20 protein-coding genes are annotated in these 20,263 nt (G+C 68.2%); 8 read left to right on the forward strand and 12 right to left on the reverse strand.

The window, feature by feature from the left end:
• The 7 genes from AB7U46_RS06015 to rpiA form a co-directional block, all read right to left on the reverse strand.
• On the reverse strand, positions 1–685 hold a 685-nt coding region (locus tag AB7U46_RS06015; protein ID WP_428336041.1), incomplete at its 3' end, for a trypsin-like peptidase domain-containing protein.
• A 152-nt stretch (positions 686–837) separates the two neighbouring features.
• Positions 838–1,032 carry a DUF2065 family protein gene (locus AB7U46_RS06020; RefSeq protein ID WP_428336042.1) on the reverse strand — a complete coding sequence of 65 codons (195 nt, stop codon included), beginning with the start codon at positions 1,030–1,032 and terminating at the stop codon, positions 838–840.
• Positions 1,032–1,922, reverse strand: a complete 891-nt coding sequence (gene hflC, locus AB7U46_RS06025; protein WP_428336111.1) for a protease modulator HflC — start codon at positions 1,920–1,922, stop codon at positions 1,032–1,034. The genes AB7U46_RS06020 and hflC overlap by 1 nt, the downstream gene beginning before the upstream one ends.
• Positions 1,919–3,049, reverse strand: coding sequence for an FtsH protease activity modulator HflK (hflK, locus tag AB7U46_RS06030; RefSeq protein ID WP_428336043.1), 1,131 nt, complete (start codon positions 3,047–3,049; stop codon positions 1,919–1,921). The genes hflC and hflK overlap by 4 nt, the downstream gene beginning before the upstream one ends.
• Positions 3,050–3,121: 72 nt before the next feature.
• Complete coding sequence (gorA, locus tag AB7U46_RS06035) at positions 3,122–4,474, reverse strand: glutathione-disulfide reductase (RefSeq protein ID WP_428336044.1); 1,353 nt, start codon at positions 4,472–4,474, stop codon at positions 3,122–3,124.
• A 121-nt stretch (positions 4,475–4,595) separates the two neighbouring features.
• The gene (locus tag AB7U46_RS06040) at positions 4,596–5,387 is read right to left on the reverse strand and encodes a prephenate dehydrogenase/arogenate dehydrogenase family protein (protein WP_428336045.1); all 792 of its coding nucleotides are present in this window, start codon (positions 5,385–5,387) and stop codon (positions 4,596–4,598) included.
• Positions 5,388–5,679: 292 nt separating this feature from the next.
• Positions 5,680–6,465 carry a ribose-5-phosphate isomerase RpiA gene (rpiA, locus tag AB7U46_RS06045; RefSeq protein ID WP_428336046.1) on the reverse strand — a complete coding sequence of 262 codons (786 nt, stop codon included), beginning with the start codon at positions 6,463–6,465 and terminating at the stop codon, positions 5,680–5,682.
• A 166-nt stretch (positions 6,466–6,631) separates the two neighbouring features.
• On the opposite strand from rpiA, the gene AB7U46_RS06050 reads away from it, so the two are divergent.
• Positions 6,632–8,011: an L-serine ammonia-lyase gene (locus AB7U46_RS06050; protein WP_428336047.1), complete on the forward strand. Its 1,380-nt coding sequence runs from the start codon at positions 6,632–6,634 to the stop codon at positions 8,009–8,011.
• 149 nt (positions 8,012–8,160) lie between these two features.
• Here AB7U46_RS06050 and purD read toward each other — a convergent pair whose 3' ends face one another.
• A complete protein-coding gene (gene purD / locus AB7U46_RS06055) occupies positions 8,161–9,423 on the reverse strand; it encodes a phosphoribosylamine--glycine ligase (protein ID WP_428336048.1) in 1,263 nt (420 codons plus the stop codon).
• A gap of 79 nt (positions 9,424–9,502) precedes the next feature.
• Between purD and xseA the strand changes: the two genes are divergently transcribed.
• Complete coding sequence (gene xseA / locus AB7U46_RS06060) at positions 9,503–11,044, forward strand: exodeoxyribonuclease VII large subunit (protein WP_428336049.1); 1,542 nt, start codon at positions 9,503–9,505, stop codon at positions 11,042–11,044.
• A gap of 113 nt (positions 11,045–11,157) precedes the next feature.
• On the opposite strand, the gene AB7U46_RS06065 is transcribed toward xseA, so the two are convergent.
• Entirely contained in the window at positions 11,158–11,565 is a 408-nt protein-coding gene (locus AB7U46_RS06065) for a hypothetical protein (protein ID WP_428336050.1), read from the reverse strand.
• 68 nt (positions 11,566–11,633) lie between these two features.
• Positions 11,634–12,809 (reverse strand): alkane 1-monooxygenase, encoded by a 1,176-nt coding sequence (locus AB7U46_RS06070; RefSeq protein ID WP_428336051.1) that lies wholly within the window; start codon positions 12,807–12,809, stop codon positions 11,634–11,636.
• A gap of 100 nt (positions 12,810–12,909) precedes the next feature.
• Here AB7U46_RS06070 and AB7U46_RS06075 point away from each other — a divergent pair, with 100 nt between their 5' ends.
• Positions 12,910–13,569, forward strand: a complete 660-nt coding sequence (locus AB7U46_RS06075; RefSeq protein WP_428336052.1) for a lysoplasmalogenase family protein — start codon at positions 12,910–12,912, stop codon at positions 13,567–13,569.
• A gap of 30 nt (positions 13,570–13,599) precedes the next feature.
• A complete protein-coding gene (gene ftsY, locus AB7U46_RS06080) occupies positions 13,600–14,718 on the forward strand; it encodes a signal recognition particle-docking protein FtsY (RefSeq protein ID WP_428336053.1) in 1,119 nt (372 codons plus the stop codon).
• Between the two features lie 3 nt (positions 14,719–14,721).
• On the opposite strand, the gene AB7U46_RS06085 is transcribed toward ftsY, so the two are convergent.
• Positions 14,722–15,306, reverse strand: a complete 585-nt coding sequence (locus tag AB7U46_RS06085; RefSeq protein WP_428336054.1) for an MgtC/SapB family protein — start codon at positions 15,304–15,306, stop codon at positions 14,722–14,724.
• Between the two features lie 23 nt (positions 15,307–15,329).
• On the opposite strand from AB7U46_RS06085, the gene AB7U46_RS06090 reads away from it, so the two are divergent.
• Positions 15,330–16,235 (forward strand): EamA family transporter, encoded by a 906-nt coding sequence (locus tag AB7U46_RS06090; RefSeq protein ID WP_428336055.1) that lies wholly within the window; start codon positions 15,330–15,332, stop codon positions 16,233–16,235.
• Complete coding sequence (locus AB7U46_RS06095; protein ID WP_428336056.1) at positions 16,235–16,855, forward strand: inner membrane-spanning protein YciB; 621 nt, start codon at positions 16,235–16,237, stop codon at positions 16,853–16,855. Before AB7U46_RS06090 ends, AB7U46_RS06095 begins: the two co-directional genes overlap by 1 nt.
• A 30-nt stretch (positions 16,856–16,885) precedes the next feature.
• Here AB7U46_RS06095 and AB7U46_RS06100 read toward each other — a convergent pair whose 3' ends face one another.
• Positions 16,886–17,578, reverse strand: coding sequence for a glutathione S-transferase N-terminal domain-containing protein (locus AB7U46_RS06100; protein ID WP_428336057.1), 693 nt, complete (start codon positions 17,576–17,578; stop codon positions 16,886–16,888).
• A gap of 154 nt (positions 17,579–17,732) precedes the next feature.
• Here AB7U46_RS06100 and AB7U46_RS06105 point away from each other — a divergent pair, with 154 nt between their 5' ends.
• Both AB7U46_RS06105 and folE2 read left to right on the forward strand, forming a co-directional pair.
• Positions 17,733–18,908, forward strand: a complete 1,176-nt coding sequence (locus AB7U46_RS06105) for an aminotransferase class V-fold PLP-dependent enzyme (RefSeq protein ID WP_428336058.1) — start codon at positions 17,733–17,735, stop codon at positions 18,906–18,908.
• Positions 18,909–19,017: 109 nt separating this feature from the next.
• A complete protein-coding gene (gene folE2 / locus AB7U46_RS06110; RefSeq protein WP_428336059.1) occupies positions 19,018–20,127 on the forward strand; it encodes a GTP cyclohydrolase FolE2 in 1,110 nt (369 codons plus the stop codon).
• Positions 20,128–20,263: the final 136 nt, after the last annotated feature.

Here is a 20,263-nt window from a genome sequence, read left to right on the forward strand (position 1 = left end):
TCTGCAGGAAGTCGTCATAGGTGCCCGAAAGCTCGCGGTTGCGCGCCGAGACGATGCCCGCCGAGACCGAGAAGCCCTGGCCGAGCGGGTTGCCCATCGCCATCACCCAGTCGCCGACGCGCATCGCGTCGCTGTCGCCGAAGGGCACGAAGGGCAGCGGCTTGTCGCTGTCGACCTTGAGCAGGGCGATGTCGGTCTTCGGGTCGGTGCCGATCAGCTTCGCGTCCATCGTGGAGCCGTCGAAGAACTCGATCTGGATCTCGTCGGCATTCTCGATGACGTGGTTGTTGGTGACGATATAGCCGTCCTCCGAGATCACGAAGCCGGAGCCGAGCGCCTGGGAACGGTGCTTCTGCGCCGGGCCCTGCTGGCCCTGCGGACCGTTCGGGCCGCCGGGGAAGTTGAAATCCTTGAACAGATCCGAGAAGGGCGAGCCATCGGGGAACATCGGCATCTGCTGGGTGTTGTCGGCGACCATCGTCGAGGTGGTGATCATCACCACCGAGGGGCTGACCTGCTGCGCGAGATCGGCGAAGCTGTCGGGCGCGGCGCGGGCATAGGCGGGCGCCATCGGCGCCACGGCGAGCGCGGTCGAGATCATCGCAGCACCGAGCACGGTGGCGACGAGGCGCTTGCCGCGGGTGAAGGCCTTGGGCCGGGTCAGGGTCAGGTCGTGGTTGGTCATGCTTCGCTCCCGAAAATCCGCGTGCCGGGCGGGCCGGCCTGCCTCCGTTTAAAATCCTATGGGCACGATGGTTCAAATGAAAGCCCATCGCAAAGGCTCAAAACGATGTGAGACCGGGGTGAAGGGGCTTTTTCCGCCGCCCCGGCCGGGCCTCAGCCGAACTTCCGGCGCAGCCAGAGCAGCAAAACCCCCGCCGCTACCGCGCCGAGGCCAAGCGCGCGGCGCCGCTCCGGCCCGAGGCTTGCGAGAAAGGCGAGCGCCTCCTCGATGCGCGAAGGGGCCAGCGCAAGCGCCAGCCCCTCGATCACGAGCACGAGCCCGAGCCCCAGAAGGAGCGCGGTGAACATCAGTTCCCCGCCGCCTCCGGGCCGAGCGACTTGATGAACCGGTCATAGTCGAAATAGAGGCTGTCCGGGTTCGTCACCAGCGAGGAAGACCCCGGCTTCAGGCTTTCGGCGTAGAATTGCAGCGCCCGGGTGAAGGTGAAGAAGGACGCATCCTTGCCATAGGCCTCGGCGTAGATCTTGTTGCGCTCCGCATCGGCCTCGCCGCGGATGATCTCGGATTGCTTGCGCGCCTCCGAGACGAGCTCCACCACCTTGCGATCGGCCTCGGCGCGCACGCGCTGCGCCGCCTCGTTGCCGCGCGCCCGCTCGTCCGTCGCCTCGCGCTGGCGCTCGGCCCGCATCCGCTCATAGGTGGCGGCGAGGTTCTGGTCGGGCAGGTCGGTGCGGGTCAGCCGCACGTCGATCACGTCGACGCCCAGCGCATTCGCCTCGCGTTTCGCGATGTCGCGGATCCGGTTCATCAGCTGGGTGCGGTCGTCCGACAGCACCGCGGTCGAGGGAACCGAGCCCATCACCTCGCGGATCGCGTTGTTCAGGATGCCGTCGAGCCGGCTTTTGGCGAAGGTCTCGCCCCCGGTCGAGACCGCCTCGCGGAACTTCACCGCATCGGTGATGCGCCAGCGCGCGAAGGCGTCCACGACAAGGCGGCGATCGTCGAGCGGGGTGACCTCGAGCGGCTGCGTCGTCAGGCTCAGGATCCGGTCGTCGTATTTCACCACCTGCTGGATCAGCGGGATCTTGAAGCCGATGCCCGGGTTGGTGCGCACCGTCTTCACTTCGCCGAACTGCAGCACCAGCGCCTTTTCGCGCTCGTCCACGGTGTAGATCGACGAGAGCGCGAGGCCGGCGACGATCACCGCGGCCGGGATCAGGAATTGCGCGCGCATCAGTTGGTCCCTCCCTGGGTCGTGGTGCCGGCCGGGTTCGGGCGGAGCTGATCGAGCGGCAGATAGGGCACGGCGCCCGCCTTCTCGTCGATCACCACCTTGTTCACATTCGCCATCGTCTGGCCCATGGTCTCGAAGAACATCCGGCGCTTCGTCACGTCGGGCGCCTTGACGTATTCCTCATAGACCGAGGTGAAGCGCGCGGCCTCGCCCTGGGCGTCGTTCACCACCTGGGCGCGATAGGCCTGGGCCTGCTGCTCGAGCTGGGCGGCCTGGCCACGGGCACCGGCGGTGACCTTGTTGGCATAGGCGTCGGCTTCCTTCTCGAGCTTGTCGCGCTCCTGCTGGGCGGCCTGCACGTCGCGGAAGCTGTCGATCACCTCGCGCGGCGGGTCGGCGCGGTTGAAGTTGACGCGCACGACATTGATCCCGGCGGCATAGCTGTCGAGCGTCGCCTGCACCGCGGCGCGCAGATCGGCGGCGATCACGCCGCGGTCGCGGTTGAGGATCGGCGCGAGTTCGGAGCGCGCGATGATGTCGCGCATCGCCGATTCCGAGACCGCCCGGATCGTGTCTTCCGGATCCTTGATGTTGAACAGGAATTTCTCCGGATCGGCGACGTTCCAGACGACCTGGAACTCGATGTCGACGATGTTCTGGTCGCGGGTGAGCATCAGCCCGCTATCCATCGAGCCGCCCTTGCCGGTGCCGATGTCGACGGTGCGCTCGTCGGTGACCGGGATCACCTCGGCGCTGACGACGGGGAAGGGGGCGAAGTTCAGGCCGGGATTGCCGGTCGCGTAATATTTGCCGAACAGAAGCTCGATCGAGCGCTCGTTCTGCTGCACTGTGTAAAAGGACGCCCAGGCCCAGCCCGCGACGACCGCCAGCGCGATCAGCCCGATGGTGCCGCGCGTCATCGCCGGCCCTTTCGGTGCGCCGCCCGAGCCGCCGGTGCGCCCGCCATTGCCGCGACCGCCCATCAGCACCTTCAATTGCTCGGTGCCCTTCTTCATGAATTCCTCGATCTCGGGGATCGGTGCCCCCTCGCCAGGCCGGCGCTGACCGGGTTTGCGCGGCGGTTCGCGGTCGTCACCGCCGCCGCCTCCCCAAGGGCCTCCGTTCGTCATCTTGTCCTCTCTCGTCCGTTACCCCCGCCGAAGTGGGGATTGAATGCGTAAATTCAACCGTTTCCGTCAGATTTAGCCGTGCCGCGTCGGATTTCGCATCGTCACCAGCTCCTCGGCCATGGTCGGATGCACCGCGCAGGTGGCGTCGAACTGTTCCTTCGTCGCGCCCATCTTCATCGCGATCGCGGCGAGCTGGATCATTTCGCCCGCCTCGGGTGCGACGATATGACAGCCCAGAACGCGGCGCGTCTCGGTGCAGACGATCAGTTTCATCAGCACGCGATCGTCGGCGCCGGCAAAGGCCGACCGCATCGGGCGGAAGGTCGAGACGTAGATCTCGACGCCGCCGCGCTTGCAGGCCTCCTCTTCGGTCATGCCGCAGGTGCCGAACTCGGGGCGCGTGAAGACGGCCGAGGCGATCAGGTCATGCTCCATCTGCCGCGGCGTCGCGCCGAAGACGGTATCGGCGAAGGCGTGCCCCTCGCGGATCGCGACCGGGGTCAGGTTCACCCGATCGGTGACGTCGCCCACGGCGTAGATCGAGGGCACATTGGTCTGCGACCAGGCGTCGACCTCGACCGCGCCATTGCGCGCCGTCGCGACGCCCGCGGTCTCGAGGCCGAGCCCCTCGGTATTGGGCACCCGCCCGGTGGCATAGACGACGGCGTCGAAGGTCTCGCGCCGGCCGTCGCCCGCCTCGACGACGAGGCCCGCGGCGGTCTTCTCGATGCGATGCACGATGCAGTTGGTGTGGATGTCGATGCCGCGCGCGGCCATCTTGTCGACGATCAGATCGCGGCATTCGAGATCGAAGCTGCGCAGGAGCGGCGAGCGGTTCCACAGCGTCACATCGACGCCCAACCCCTCGAAGACACAGGCGAATTCGCAGGCGATATAGCCGCCGCCGACGATCAGGATGCGCTTCGGCAGCGCCTCCATCTTGAAGATCTCGTTCGAGGTCATCACATGCTCGGCGCCCTCGAACTCGGGCACGAAGGGGCGCCCGCCGGTGGCGACGAGGATGTGCTTGGCCGAGACCTCGGTGCCGTCGGCAAGGCGGATCTCATGCGGGCCGGCCACGGTGGCGCGCTGGTCGAAGACGGTGACGCCGGCGCCGTTCTGGCCCGCGCGGTAGATTTTTTCGAGCCGGTCGAGCTCGGCGTCGAGCTTGGCGCGGAAGGCGGTCCAGTCGAAGGCGCCGATCTGCGCGTCCCAGCCATAGGCGCGCGCCTCGGTCATCGCGGCGGGGAAGGAGGAGGCGAAGACCATCAGCTTCTTCGGCACGCAGCCGCGGATCACGCAGGTGCCGCCCATGCGGTATTCCTCGGCCAGTGCGACCCTGGCGCCGTAGCCCGCCGCGATCCGCGCCGCGCGCACCCCGCCCGAACCGCCGCCGATCACGAAGAGGTCGTAGTCGAAGCTCATCTCTCGTCCTTTCGTCAGGGCGCCCGCATGGCACCGCAGACAGGACTTAGCCTCGCCACCCCCCGGGGGCAAGGCGGCGGGGGCGCTGAGCGGGGCGAAGCGTACCTTGGATGTTGCTCCCTCAATGTCCGTTCCCGTTGTGTGGCGATGCCGTCAATGCTGTTTCCAGCTCGACACTCAAACTTGCGGCTAAGTCAAAAAACTGTCGTCGCACGGCCTCGGCATAGGGGTTGGCCTTCTCGATCGCTTCAAATACCTCTGGCGCATCGTGTTGAACCATGGAAATGGCCTCAGACAACAAGTCAAAGCTCTTCGTTGTCATGCGCGTTGGCAGCGGTCCCATTCTCAGGAGCACTTTGGCGATGAGGTGCGTGAGCCCTTGGGCAACCGCTACTTCCTGGTCGTGTTCTTCCGGTGTCGTCATGATGATCGTCAGCCCGAGGGACTTGCGTAAAAACGCGGCCAGCCTTGAACCTCGTCTTCCCTGAATGGGGCAGAGCGCAATTTTCAGCCCCTCGATTCCTTTCTTGGCACTCTGAGGGCCGAACAGCGGGTGAGACGCCACGATGTCCACATGGTTCGGTAATAATCGCCGCATGATTTCCGAGGGAACGACCTTAACCGAACCAACATCGACAATCAGCGCGCCAGGTTTGCAAGCAACCGCAATCTCACTGACAACCCGCTCGAACGAGGCCACTGGTGCCGCAATGAGGATCACGTCAGCCTGCGAGACTGAGTGCAACGATGCCAGACGAACTCCAAGTTGCTTCGCGACCTTTGCAACGTCCCGGGACGGATCGTAGGCGGTTATTTCGAAATGCGGGCCAAGATGAAGGGCTGCAAGTTGTCCGAAAGCACCAAACCCCACTATGCCGAGCGAGGTGCTTTGACTTCTGCTTTTGTTGTCCATTTTTCGACCTCTGAGTTTGCCGCCCGGCACAAGGTCGATTGTATGTTGACCGCTGTCAGGGGCAGCGGAAAACCAATGATGAATGGTCCGCAGCTATGGATGCTGAGGATAATAGTCCTGCGATGCGACGAACGATTTCACCATGGCAGCAGTGGTAGGGCCCCACGGGAGCAGCGTCAATGCTATTGCTGCTTAACGGCCATTGGCCGTGGCGTCGCATCTTGGAGGCATGGGCTCCAAGCCGACCTTCCCGCGGCACGCGACTCCTACGCCCCGCGCCGCGGCCCCGACCTCAGTCGAGGTCGGAGAAGATGTTCGGTTCGTCGGCGAAGTCGATGCGCTCATGCGCCACCGTGCCCTCGTTGATGTCGCGGATCTCGACCTTGCCGTCGGCACCGCCGATGATCACCATGTCGCAGATGTCGACGAAAAGCCCGTTCTCCACCACGCCCGGGATCTGGTTCAGCACCAGGCTGAGCTGGCGGGTGTTGGCGATCCGGTTCAGGTGCAGGTCGACGATGTAATTGCCCTCGTCGGTGACGAAGGGCTGCGTGCCATTCAGCCGCAGCGTCGTCTGCCGGCCCAGCACGTCCATCGAGACCAGCATCTCCTCGATCAGCGCGCGCGTCGTCTGCCAGCCGAAGGGCACCACCTCGACGGGCAGCGGGAAGGCGCCAAGCTGCACCACTTCCTTCGCCGCGTCGGCGATCACGATCATCTGGTCCGAGGCGGTGGCGACGATCTTTTCCTGAAGCAGCGCCCCGCCGCCGCCCTTGATCAGGTTGAGCTGCGCGTCGAATTCGTCGGCGCCGTCGATCGTGAGGTCGAGCCATTTCGCCTCGTCGAGGCCGACGACCTCGATCCCCACCTGCCGCGCGAGGTCCGCCGTGCGCGACGAGGTCGGCACGCCGGTCAGCCGCAGCCCTTCCTCGCGCACCCGCTCGCCCAGGCAGCGCACCATCCAGGCCGCGGTCGAGCCGGTGCCGAGGCCGACCTTCATCCCGTCCTCGACGAAGTCCACGGCGCGGCGGGCGGCGGCGAATTTCGCCTTGTCGATCGGGGAGAGTTCGGCGGGCATGAGGGGCTCCTTCGGCGGTGCTTGGCGATTGGCCCGCTTATAGACGGCGCGCGCGGCTCAGGCGAGCGCGAATCATCCCGCGGCGCGCGTTTGGGGATCGAAGAGTCGCTTTCGCACTTTCGTGCCGCGCGGCGCGTGCCATCTTGGGCGCAGCAGGGAGAATACGATGTTTCTGAGCGTCTTCGACATTTTCAAGGTGGGGGTCGGCCCGTCCTCCTCGCATACGATGGGGCCGATGGTGGCGGGCGCGCGCTTTCTCGAGCGGCTGCGCGCCTCGCCCTTCGAGGCGCATGGGCTGCGCGCGCGGCTCTACGGCTCGCTCGCCTTCACCGGCAAGGGGCATGCGACCGATCGCGCGACGATCCTCGGCCTCGCCGGTTTCGCCCCCGACACCTATGAGGCCGAGGCGGCCGAGGCGGCGCTGGCGGCGAACCGGGAGACGCATCGGCTCACCCCGCCGGGGCTTGGGCCGCTCGCTTTCGACCCCGAGCGCGATCTGATCTTCGACTTCGGCCCGGCGCTGCCCGGCCATGCGAACGGGATGCAGATCGAGGCGCTCGACGCCGAGGGCGACGTGATCGCGCAGGAGACCTATTATTCGATCGGCGGCGGCTTCGTGCTGAGCGCAGCGGAGATCGCGGCGGTGGATGACGCCGCGCTGAAGGCGCCCTCGCCGGTGCCGTTTCCGTTCCGCTCGGCGGCCGAGATGCTGACGATGGCGCATGGATCGGGCCTCACGATCGCGCAGATGAAGCGGCGCAACGAGCGGCGGTTCCGCTCCGAGGCGGAGATCGACGCGGGCCTCGCGCGGATCTGGGCGGTGATGAACGGCTGCCTCTCGCGCGGGCTGGAAAGCGAGGGCATCCTGCCCGGCGGCCTCAAGGTGAAGCGCCGGGCGAAGGCGATCCACGAGGCGCTGCTCGCCGAGCGGGGGATGAACCTCACCCCGCCGCATACGGTGAACGACTGGATTTCCTGCTACGCGATGGCGGTGAACGAGGAGAACGCGGCGGGCGGACAGGTGGTCACGGCGCCGACGAATGGTGCGGCGGGCGTCGTGCCGGCGGTGATCCGCTACTGGCTCGACCATGTGCCGGGGGCGTCGTCCACGCGGGTGGGCGAGTTCTTGCTCACCGCCGCCGCGGTGGGCGGCATCATCAAGACGAACGCCTCGATTTCCGGCGCGGAATGCGGCTGTCAGGCCGAGGTCGGCTCGGCCGCGGCGATGGCGGCGGCGGGACTGGCGGCGGTGCTTGGCGGGTCCCCCGAGCAGATCGAGAATGCGGCGGAGATCGCGCTCGAGCATCACCTCGGCATGACCTGCGACCCGGTGAAGGGGCTGGTGCAGGTGCCCTGCATCGAGCGCAACGGGCTCGGCGCGATCAAGGCGATCTCGGCGGCGAGCCTCGCGCTGCGCGGCGACGGCACGCATCTCGTGCCGCTCGACGCGGCGATCGAGACGATGCGCCAGACCGGGCGCGACATGCACGAACATTACAAGGAAACGAGCCTCGGCGGGCTTGCCGTCAACGTGCCGAACTGCTGAGGCGGGGAGGGGGGCGCTGCCCCCCGGCTTCGCTTCCCCCCGAGGTATTTCGGGCAAGATGAAAGACATCCGCCCTTTCATCTTGCCGAAAATACCTCGGGGGTGAATGCCGCAGGCAGAGGGGGCAGCGCCCCCATCCACAGGTCGGCTCAGAGCGCGCGCCAGCCGATATCGCGCCGGCAGAACCCTTCCGGCCAGTCGATCGCGTCGACCATGTCGTAAGCGCGCTTTTGCGCCTCGGCGAGCGTCGCGCCGCGCGCGGTGACGTTCAGCACCCGGCCCCCGGTGGCCAGGATTCTGCCCTCCTGCGCCGCGGTGCCGGCGTGGAACACCATGCGGAAACTGTCCTCGGGGAGCGCGTCGAGGCCCCTGATCTCGGTGCCCTTGACGTAAGCGCCCGGGTAGCCCTGCGCCGCCATCACCACGGTGAGCGCATGGTCATCGGCCCATTGCGCGCGGACCTGCGCAAGCCGGCCCTCGGCGCAGGCGAGCATCAGGTCGAGCGCCTGCGCGCCAAGCCGCTGCATCAGCACCTGGCATTCCGGATCGCCGAAGCGGACGTTGTATTCGACAAGCCGCGCGCGGCCGTTCTCGATCATCAGCCCGGCGTAAAGCACCCCCTGGAACGGCGTGCCGCGGCGCGCCATCTCGGCCACCGTCGGGCGCACGATCTCGCTCAGCACCTGCTCCTGGATCGCCGCGCTCAGCACCGGCGCGGGCGAATAGGCACCCATGCCGCCGGTGTTCGGCCCGGTGTCGCCGTCGCCCACGCGCTTGTGATCCTGCGCGGTGCCGACCGGCAGCACATCGGTGCCGTCGGAGAGGATGAAGAAGCTCGCCTCCTCGCCCGCCATGAATTCCTCGATCACCACCTCGGCGCCGGCCGCGCCGAAAGCGCCGCCGAAGATCTCGTCGATGCCGGCCTCCGCCTCGGCAAGCGTCATCGCCACGATCACGCCCTTGCCCGCGGCAAGGCCGTCGGCCTTGACCACGATCGGCGCGCCCTGCGCCCGCACGTAATCCTTCGCCGCCGTGGCATCCGAGAACCGCGCCCAGGCTGCCGTCGGCGCGCCGCAGGCGTCGCAGACCTCCTTGGTGAAGGCCTTCGAGGCCTCGAGCCTCGCCGCCGCCGCCGAGGGGCCGAAGGTCAGGATGCCGGCGTCGCGCAGCGCATCGGCCACGCCCGCGGCCAAGGGCGCCTCGGGCCCGACGATGACGAAGTCGATCGCGTTCTCCTCGACGCAACCCAGCACCGCGGCGCTGTCGCAGGGGTCGATCGCCGCCACCTCGGCCAGCATCGCGATCCCGGCATTGCCCGGCGCGACGATCAGCCGGTCGCATTTCGGGTTCTGCTTCACCGCCCAGGCAAGCGCATGTTCACGCCCGCCGCCGCCCAGAATGAGAATGTTCATCGCCGCCCCCTTGGTGCTTGGCCCTTGGCCTTCGCTTGCGCGCCTTCTAAGGTCAGAGCGGAATTCAGGCAAGGCGCAGATGGACATCTTCGAAGACGAGCCCGCCCCGCAAGGCGGCAATGCCCATGACTACACCGTCTCGGAGATCTCCGGCGCGGTGAAGCGGGTGATCGAGGGCGAGTTCGGCCGCGTGCGCGTGCGCGGCGAGGTGGGGCGCGTGAGCCGCCCCTCCTCGGGGCATCTTTATTTCGACCTCAAGGATGAGCGCGCGGTGATCGCGGCGGTGTCCTGGAAGGGGCAGGTCGCGCGCATGCAGATCCGCCCCGAGGAGGGGATGGAGGTGATCGCGACCGGCAAGCTCACCACCTTCCCGGGCCAGTCGAAATACCAGCTGATCGTCGACGACGTCGAACCAGCCGGCGCCGGCGCGCTGATGGCGATGCTCGAGGCGCGGCGGCGCGCGCTCGCCGCCGAGGGGCTTTTCGACGAGGGGCGCAAGCGGGCGCTGCCCTACCTGCCGGGGGTGATCGGCGTCGTCACCTCGCCCTCGGGCGCGGTCATTCGCGACATCCTGCACCGGCTGCGCGAGCGTTTTCCGCGCCGGGTGCTGATCTGGCCGGTGGCGGTGCAGGGCCAGGCCTGCGCGCCCGAGGTCTCCGCCGCGATCCGCGGCTTCAACGCGCTGCCCGAGGGCGGGCCGCTGCCGCGCCCCGATCTCATCATCGTCGCGCGCGGCGGCGGCTCGCTCGAGGATCTCTGGGGGTTCAACGAGGAGGCGGTGGTGCGCGCCGCCGCCGAAAGCCGCATTCCGCTGATCTCGGCGGTGGGGCACGAGACCGACACCACGCTGATCGACTTCGCCGCCGACCGGCGCGCGCCCACCCCCACCGCGGCCGCGGAAATCGCGGTGCCGGTGCGGGCCGAGCTGATGGCCCGGATCACCGAGGCGGAGGCGCGGATGGCGCGGGCCGCGCGCGGGCGGATCGACTATCAGGGCCAGCGGCTGCGCGATCTGTCGCGCGGGCTTGGTCGGCCCGAGGCGCTGACCGCGCCGGCGCGGCAGCGGTTCGATCTGATGGCCGACCGGCTCGGCCCGGCGCTGCGGATGGTGAGCGCGCGCAAACGCGCGGCCTTCGCGCCGCTCGAGGCGCGGATCGCGCCGATGATCCTGCGCCGCTATCTGGCGGAGGAGGGGCGGCGGCTCGATCTGCTCGCCCGTCGCCTCGCCCCCGCGCTTGCCCGCAACCGGGCGGAGGCGGAGCGGCGCAACGCACGCGACCGCGCCGCGCTCGAAAGCCTCACCGAGCGGCTCGCGCGGGCGCCGCGGCTGCGGCTCGCGCAGCTGACGGAACGGCTCGACCGGCTCGACCGGATGCGCGCGACGCTGGGCTATCGCGAGACGCTGAAGCGCGGCTATGCGGTGGTGCGCGCGGGTGCCGCGCTGGTGACCGAGGCAGCGCAGGCGGCGCAGGCGCCCAGGCTCGAGATCGAGTTCCACGATGGCCGCGTCAGCGCCCGGCCCGAGGGCGCGCCGCCCGCGCCGCCGTCACCCGCCGCCCCGGCGCCGAAACCGCGCCGCGCGAAAAAGGCGGAACCCCCGGAGCAGGGGAGCCTGTTCTGAGCCGGCGCGTGGGATCGCAGCGGGAAAGTGCGTATTTTCACCAGGAAGAAGCGCCTGCGTTTCTTCTTGGTCCAAATACGCCTCTGCCGGTGGGGCGGGCGCCGCGGCCCGGATCAGACGCCGACCTCGGGGCCGGGGCAGTTCAGCGGCTTGTCGCTTTCGGTGAGCGAGACCAGCGGTTCGCTTTGCGCATCGCCCTGGAACTGCGCGGTGAGGCCCGCGGGGCTGTCGCGGAAGATCCAGCATTGCAGCGGGGTCTCGTCGTGATAGTCGAAGCAGATCTGATCGCCCTGCTGGAACCAGTCGCCCTCGCGGCAGTCGCCCTCGGCGAAGGCCCAGACCACCTTGTGGCCGGGGCGGTATTCCTCGATCCCGTAGGGCTCTCCGCCGGCGGAATAGGTGATCGTCTTGCCAAGCGTGCGCGCGTCGAACTGCTCCGCCGTCATCGGCGGGCCGAGATCGTCCTGCGCGATCGCGGGGGTGGCGAGCAGCAGGCAGAGCAGGGTCGGGGTCAGGCGCATCGCGGTCTCCAGTCTTCGCGCGACTCTGCCCGAGCCACGCGCGAAGGGAAAGGCCCGCGGCGCGCCGATCACGCGCCTTTGCGCAGCGCGAGCACGCGGTGGTCCATCACCCGGTGCCAGAGCGGCGGGATCAGCGCGAGCGTCGCCATTGCGGGCAAGCTGCGCGGAAGCACCGGGCGGCCGGGCGCGCGCAGATCGCCAAGCCGCAGCGCCGGATAGGGGCGCGCCGGGTGGGCGTGGTGGTCGGAATGGCGCGGCGCGTTCAGCATGAAGAGCGATGAGACCGGATCGGGCGCGTCCCAGCTATGCGCCTCGGTCACCGGCTCGTAGCGCTCCTCGTCGAGGGCGCGGCGCAGAAGGCCGTAGTGCTGCACATAGTCGGCGAGCAGGATCTGCATCTGCGCGTAAAGGCACAGAAAGAGATAGGCGATCACCCCGGAAAGGCCGAAGATCGTGCCGATCAGCACCACGAACCAGAGCCCACCGAGCACATAGGTCACATAGGGGTTGAGCGCCGCGAGCCGCGCGCGCAGCGGCCGCGCCTCGCCACGGGGCACCGCCTCGCGCAGGTTGCGCTCCATCTCCCAGCCGGCGCGGAAGGCGCCGATCCAGGCTTGCGGCGCGAAGGACCAGAAGCTTTCGCCGAGCACCGCGGTGTTCGGATCGCCCGGCGTCGCCACGAAGCGGTGATGCACCAGCCGGTGCGCCGAGGTGTGATGGCCGTAAAGCAGCGAGATATAGACCCATTTGCCGAGCGTGAAGAGCCGCTTGTCGGCGCGGTGGATCAGCTCATGCGCGTTCGAATTGGAGACCTGGCCGAAGAACATCCCGGTCGCGATCAGAAGCGCGATGCGCGCGGGCCAGGAGATCCCGGTGACGCCCGAAAGCGCGCCGACCACGACGAAGAGCAGCAGGAAATGGGTGAGGCCGAGCGCCACGCTCAGCCCGTCGGCGGCGGGAAACTCCGATCCCTCCGGCGCGTCGGGGGCGGCGCGTGCGATCAGCCGGTCGAGCGCGAAGATCAGCCCCGCGATCCAGAGCAGCGCGAGCCAGGGCCAGATCCCGCCAAAAACCGCGCCAAGCGCGATCAGCGGCACCGGCGCGAAGGTGACGAGGGCGAAACTGTCGACCTCGGGGATGTCGCGTCCGATCCGGCCAAGCGCGGCGAAAGCCTCGCGCGCCTGGGCGAGCAGGCCCGCCCGGGGCTCCTCGGGAAGGGGGGTGGGATCGGTCTCTCGGGTCATGGCACTCGGTCACTGCTTTTTCGCGCCACTCTAGCAGGAAATCCGGCGAGATCAGGGCGCTGCGCTGGACGGGGGCGGAATTTTCTGGCCCTGTTGCGCGATGACCCTGTTCCCGTTCGCGCCCTTGCAGATCATTCCCGCGGCGCAGGCCCTGATCGCGGCGGCGCTCGCGCTCTGGCAGCTTTTCGCCTTTGCCGCGGCACCGCCCTCGGCGCTGAAATCTGCGGTGAAGACCGGATCGGTGGCGGCGCTGGCCGTTCTCGGTGCGGGGCTCGGCGCGCCGGGGCTGGTGGTCGCCGGGCTCGCCCTCGGCGCGGCCGGCGATTATTTCCTCTCGCGGCCCGGGGAGCGCGCCTTTCTCGCCGGGATGGCGGCTTTTGCGGCGGGGCATCTGGCCTATTCCCTGTGGTTTCTGCGCCTTGGTGCGGGGGCGCCGCCGCCGATGGCGGGGCTGGTCGTCGCGCTTTTCGGGGGCGCGGTGCTCCTTTGGATCGCGCCGCGCGCGGGCGCCTTGCGCGGCCCGGTCTCCGCCTATGTCGGGGTAATCCTCGCGATGGCGCTCGCCGCGCTGGGCCTGCCCGACCACCCGCTCGCCACCGCGGGCGCGCTCGTCTTCGTCGCCTCCGACCTCACCCTCGCGCTCGAGCTTTTCGTGCTTGGCCCGGTTCTGCGGCGCCCTGCCGCTTATCTGGTCTGGGCGCTCTACTGGCCGGCGCAGGCGCTGATCCTGGCTGCGGCGCTCTTCCCTCCCGCCGGTTGATCCATTAGGTGAAGGAAAACGGAGGCTCCGATGTCGTTCTTCGCCAAGCTCAAAACGCGCCTGACCCGCTCCTCCTCGAAGCTCGAGGAAGGGCTCGAGGCGATCGTCGCCGAAGGCGCGGAGGAGGAGGCGCCCGTCGCGGAGCCCGAAGCACCCGCCCCCGCGCCCGAAGCCGCCGCCGAGGCGCCTTCGGTGCAGCCCGCGCTCCCCGCGCCGGAGCCTGCTCCGGCGCCCGCGCCCGCGGCGGAACCCGAGGCGAAGAAGCCCGGCTTCTTCGGCCGGCTGATGGGGCGCTCGGCGGCCCCCGACGCGCCGCGCCGGGTGCTCGACGATGCGATGCTCGAAAGCCTCGAGGAGCTGCTGATCGCCTCCGACATGGGGGTCGACACCGCGATGCGCGTCTCGGCGAACCTCGCCGAGGGGCGGATGGGGCGCCGGCTTTCCGTGCCCGAGATCAAGGATCTGCTCGCCGCCGAGATCGCGCGGATCATGGAGCCGGTGGCAAAGCCGCTGCCGATCTATGCGAAACGCCCGCAGGTGGTGCTGGTCGTCGGCGTGAACGGCTCGGGCAAGACCACGACGATCGGCAAGCTGGCATCGCAGCTGCGCGCCGCCGGCAAGACGGTGGTGATCGCCGCGGGCGATACCTTCCGCGCGGCGGCGGTCGAACAGCTCAAGGTCTGGGGCGAGCGCGCCGGGGTGCCGGTGCTCACCGCGCCCGAGGGCTCCGACCCGGCAAGCCTCGCCTTCGACGCGATGGCGAAGGCGGAGGCCGACGGCGCCGACATGCTGCTGATCGACACCGCGGGCCGGCTGCAGAACCGCGCCGACCTGATGGAGGAACTGGCCAAGATCGTGCGCGTGATCCGCAAGCGCGACGAGAGCGCGCCGCACAACACGCTTCTGGTGCTTGACGCCACCACCGGGCAGAACGCGCTCAACCAGGTCGAGGTCTTCCGCAAGATCTCCGACGTCTCGGGCCTCATCATGACGAAGCTCGACGGCACCGCGAAGGGCGGCGTGCTGGTCGCCTTGGCCGACAAGTTCGGCCTGCCGATCCATGCAATCGGGGTGGGCGAACAGATCGACGATCTGTCGCCTTTCGATCCGGAGGAATTCGCGCGCGCGCTGGTCGGGGTGGATGGCTGAGGCTCAGGCCATGGGGTCGCTGGGCGGATGCCGGCGATGCGCGTCGCCGTCGGGGGTGAGCGGCATGTCCGCATCCTCGTTCATCGCCCGCGCCGCGGGGCTTTCGAGCCGCTCCTCGATCCGGCGGAAGACCCAGAGCACGGTGACGGTGATCAGCGTGGCGAGCGCGCCAAGGCCGATCCGCCCGGTGCCGCAGGACAGCCCCACCGCGCCCGCAAGCCACATGCTCGCCCCGGTGGTGAGGCCGCGCACGCGCCCGCCGGCGGTGATGATCGTGCCCGCGGCGAGAAAGGCCACGCCCGAGGTGACGGCGCCGATCAGCCGCACGATGTCGGAACGCGCGCCGCTCGCCGCGCCCTCGGTGCGCGAGATTTCCACCAGTTCCAGCGCGATCAGCGCGAACAGCGCCGCCGCGACCGAGATCAGCATGTGGGTGCGCAGGCCCGCGGGCTTGTGGTGCCATTCGCGCTCAAACCCGATCGCGCCGCCAAGCGCGAGGGCGGCGAGCAGCCGCAGCGTCGCGACCGAGGGCGGCGTCGCGGTGAAACTGTCGGCAAGATCGGTCCAGAGCGCGTCGAGGATCTGCATGGAACACTCCGCAAGAGGCTGCGATGACTGAACTTATCGCCTCGATCGAGGGCACGCCAGCGGGACATCAGGCGGCGCTTGCGCTGGCGCTGCTCGCCGCCTTCCTGCATGCGCTCTTCGGCGCGTTGCAAAAGGGGCGCCATGATCCCTGGGTGAGCCGCGCGGCGATCGACGCCTCCTACGGGATCATCGCCGCGCCCTTCGCGCTTTTCGTCGTGCCCTGGCCCGAGCCGCATATGTGGCCGATCTTCGCCGGCGTCTTCGCGATCCATGTCGGCTACAAGCTCTCGCAAGCGATGTGCTACGAGCGCGGCGCCTATACCGTCGTTTACCCCGTCGTGCGCGGCACCGGGCCGCTGTTTGCCGTGATCGGCGCCGGGATGATCTTCGGCGAGCATTTCAACGCGGGCCAATGGGCCGGGGTCGCGGTGCTCCTGAGCGGGATCTACGGGCTTGCGCTTTACAATCTGCGCCACGTGACCGTGAATCGCGAGACGATGGGGCCGGCGCTGGCGCTCGCCGTGCTCACCGGCGGTTTCGTCGCGCTTTACACCACCTATGACGCCTATGGCATCCGCGCGACGGCCGATCCGTTCACCTTCCTCGCCTGGTTCTTCTTCATCGACGGCTGGTTCATGCCGCTCTTCACCGTGCGGCGCTGGCGCAACGTTCCGGCCTCGGAATTCGTGCCGCTGATCAAAAGGGGTGTTCTTGGCGCTTTCGTCGCCTATTTCTCCTTCGGCGCGATCATGATGGCGACGCGGCTCGACCGGGTGGGCGAGGCCGCGGTGCTGCGCGAGACCTCGACGGTCTTCGCGGCGCTGATCGGGTGGCTCGTGCTGGGCGAGAAGGTCGGACCGCGGCGCACGGCGCTGATGGCGCTGATCGCGGCGGGGGCGGTGATCGTGGAACTGGCAGGGGGTAACTGATGGCCGAGAAGCGCAAGATCAAGCCGGGGCTGAAGATGGCGCTCGATTTCGGGCCGCTGCTGGTGTTCTTCCTCGCCTTCGTGAAGCTGAAGGGCCATACGTTCACCATTCTCGGCACCGATTATTCCGGCTTCGTGGTGGCGACGGCGATCTTCGTGCCGGTGCTGGTGGCCTCGATGGCGGTGCTCTGGGCGCTGACCGGCCATCTCGCGCCGATGCAGATCGCGACGCTGATCCTCGTCGTCGTCTTCGGCGGGCTCTCGATCTGGTTCAACGATCCGCGGTTTTTCAAGACGAAGCCGACGCTGATCTATCTGATCTTTGCGGGGTTGCTGGGCTTTGGCCTCGCGCGCGGAAAGCCCTGGCTGCAGCTGGTGATGGAAGACGCGATCCCGATGCGCCACGAGGGCTGGATGATCCTGACGAAGCGGCTGACCGTGCTCTTCCTCGGCCTTGCGGTGGCGAATGAGGTGATCTGGCGCAACTTCTCCGATCAGACCTGGGTCAATTTCAAGACCTTCGGCCTGACGATCCTGATGTTCGGTTTCTTCATGGCGCAGGCGCCGCTGTTCCAGCGCTACGCGCTGCCGAAAGAGGGCGAAGAGCCCCCCGAAACCTGATCGCGCAAGCTGATCGGGGGGCATGGGCGCCTAGCGCTTGAAAAGCACCGATTGCGCCGCGCGATCCTTCGCGAGGTCGGAACGGTTCTCGGCGCCAAGCGCGCGGCCGCGCTGCACCGCAGGCCGGTCCGAGAGTTCCGCAAGCCAGCGCGCCAGATGCGGCTTGTCCTCGAGGCTTTGCTGCTGCCCCTCCCAAAGGCTCGCCCAGCCCCAGCAGGCCATATCGGCGATCGAGTAGAAATCGCCGGCAAGATAGCGGTGCTGGCTCAGCCGCCGGTCCATCACGCCGTAAAGCCGCGCGACCTCGTTCCGGTAGCGGTCCTTCGCATAGGGCAGGTCGTTCGGCGGATCCATCGCGGGGGCGTATTTCAGGAAGTGATGCGCCTGACCCGCCATCGGGCCCAGCCCGCCCACCTGCCAGAACAGCCATTCCTCGACCGCGATCCGCTCGCGTTCGGTGGTGCCGTAAAAGCGGTCCGTCTTGCGCGCGAGATATTGCAGGATCGCCCCGGATTCGAAGACGGAGACGGGCTCCCCATCCGGCCCCTCGCTGTCGACGATCGCCGGCATCCGGTTGTTGGGCGAGATTTTCAGGAACTCGGGCGCGAATTGCTCGCCCTTGCCGATGTTCACCAGATGCAGGCGATAGGGCAGGCCCATCTCCTCGAGCGCGATGGAAATCTTCCAGCCATTCGGCGTGGGCCAATAGTAGAGTTCGATCATCATCCTCTCCGTTTTCCCTGATCTGGGGCGGCGCGACCGCGCGGCAAGGGCGCGGGGGCGCGCGATTGTGCCCGATACGGGCCTCGGCGGTTGACCGCGGGGCATGGCAGCGCTATCGCGGCGAAAACGCGACACCCTGTCGCAGGAGGCGAAGATGACCGACTGGAAGACCCGGACGAAACTCGTGCATGACGGCATCCGCCGCAGCCAGTATGGCGAGATGGCCGAGGCGCTGTTCCTGACCCAGGGCTTCGTCTACCCCTCCGCCGAGGCGGCCGAGCAGCGCTTCATCGCCTCGGGCCCGGACGAGTTCATCTATGCGCGCTACGGCAACCCGACGACGCGGATGTTCGAGGACCGGATGGCCGCGATCGAGGGCACCGAGGACGCTTTCGCCTGCGCCTCGGGCATGGCGGCGATCAACGGCGCGCTGATGTGTCAGGTGAAATCGGGCGATCACATCGTCGCGGCGCGGCAGATGTTCGGCTCCTGCCTGCATGTGCTCAAGGTGCTCTCGGGCTTCGGCGTCGAGGTGACGCTGATCGACGGCGCGGATCTTGCCAACTGGCAGGCGGCGGTGCGGCCCGACACGAAGATCTGTTTCTTCGAGAGCGTCTCGAACCCCGGCCTCGAGGTGATCGACATCGCGGGCGTGGCGAAGATCGCCCATGCGGTCGGCGCCTCGGTGGTGGTCGACAACGCCTTCGCCTCGCCGATCTTCTCGCGCGCGGTGGATCTTGGCGCAGATGTCGTCGTCTATTCCGCGACGAAACACATCGACGGCGGCGGGCGGGTGCTCGGCGGTGTCGTCTGCGGCACGCAGGAATTCATCCGCGGCCCGCTTGAAACCTATGTCAAGCACACCGGCGGCGCGATGAGCCCGTTCCACGCCTGGATCCTGCTTTCGGGTCTGCAGACGCTCGATCTGCGAGTGCGCGCGCAGGCGGCCTCGGCGGCGGCGGTCGCCTCCTCGGCGGCGGGGCACGAGAAACTCGCCCGCGCGATCTATCCGGGGCTGATGGACCACCCGCAGCATGCGCTCGCGATGGAGCAGATGGGCTCCGGCGGCACCATGCTCTGCCTCGATTTCAAGGGCGGCAAGGAGGCGGCCTTCCGCTTCCTCAACGCGCTGCAGATCGTGAGCATTTCCAATAACCTCGGCGATGCGAAGTCGATCGCGACCCATCCGGCGACGACCACGCACAAGAACCTCACCGACGAGGACCGCGCGACGATCGGGATCACCCCGGGCCTCGTGCGGATCTCGATGGGGATCGAGGATACCTCCGATCTGATCGCCGATGTGATGGGCGCGATCGCGGCGGCCTGAGGGCGCCCCCGGGCGGTGAGATGTCGCGCCCGGGCGGGTTTTTCTGGAATTTCGCGCCAAGCATCCCATATCGTGCGGGGCCTGCCGCAACCGGCCGAAAGGAAAGACGATGAACGCTCCGGGACGGATCGAGACCCCCGACGCCGCTGAGGCGAAAGCCGCGCTCGAGCTGCTGCGCGCCTGGGCCGCAAAGGCCGATCCGGTCGAGGTGGCGCAGCTCGATCCGGCGGTGGCGCGGCTGCTGCCGGGGCACGAGGTCGGGAACTATCCCGATCTCGCACGCGTCTATGACGCCGAATTCCGCCCGGATGCGGCCTACAAGGCCTCGATGCCCGATCTGCAGAACGGCCCCGCCTCGCTCATCGTCGGCGCGAAGGCGCGGATCGAACATGTCGGCATCTCGAATTTCCGCCTGCCGATCCGCTACCGGCTGCGCCCGGGCTCCGACAATCCGGCGGGCGAGATCACGCTCGAGACCTCGGTCACCGGCACCGTCAGCCTCGAGGCGGACAAGAAGGGCATCAACATGTCCCGCATCATCCGTACCTTCTACGGACATGCGGAGCGGGAGTTCTCCTGCGAGGTGATGGCGGCGGCGCTCGATGGCTACAAGGACCATCTCGACAGTTTCGACGCGCGGCTGATGATGCGCTTTTCCTACCCCGCACAGATCGAAAGCCTGCGCTCGGGGCTGAAGGGCTGGCAATATTACGACATCGCGATGGAGATCGCCGATCAGGGCGGCCAGCGGCTGAAGGCGATCCATCTCGATTACGTCTATGCCTCGACCTGCCCCTGTTCGCTCGAGCTGAGCGAGCATGCGCGCGCGGTGCGCGGCCGGCTTGCCACGCCGCATTCGCAGCGCTCGGTTGCGCGGATCTCGGTGGCGATGGAGCCGGGCGAGGTGCTCTGGTTCGAGGATCTGATCGAGATCGCCCGCGCCGCGGTGCCGACCGAGACGCAGGTGATGGTGAAACGCGAGGATGAGCAGGCCTTTGCCGAGCTCAACGCCGCCCATCCGATCTTCGTCGAGGATGCGGTGCGCGCCTTTGCGGCGGGGCTGCTCGCCGATCCGCGCATCGGCGATTTCCGCGTGGTGGCGAGCCATCAGGAAAGCCTGCACAGCCATGACGCGGTTGCGGTGCTGACCGAGGGGCCGACGTTTGCCTCGGCCAGCCTCGATCCGCGGCTCTTCGCCTCGCTCGTGCACGGCGGCTGAGACCGGGGAGGGGGGCGCTGCCCCCCGGCTTCGCCTCCCCCCGAGGTATTTTCGGCAAGATGAAAGGCGAAGATCTCATTCATCTTGCCAAAAATACCTCGGGGGAGTCTCCGGAACGGAGACGGGGGCAGCGCCC

Origin of the sequence: Paenirhodobacter sp. (assembly GCF_050177655.1) — a bacterium.
Taxonomy (GTDB): Bacteria; Pseudomonadota; Alphaproteobacteria; order Rhodobacterales; family Rhodobacteraceae; genus Rhodobacter.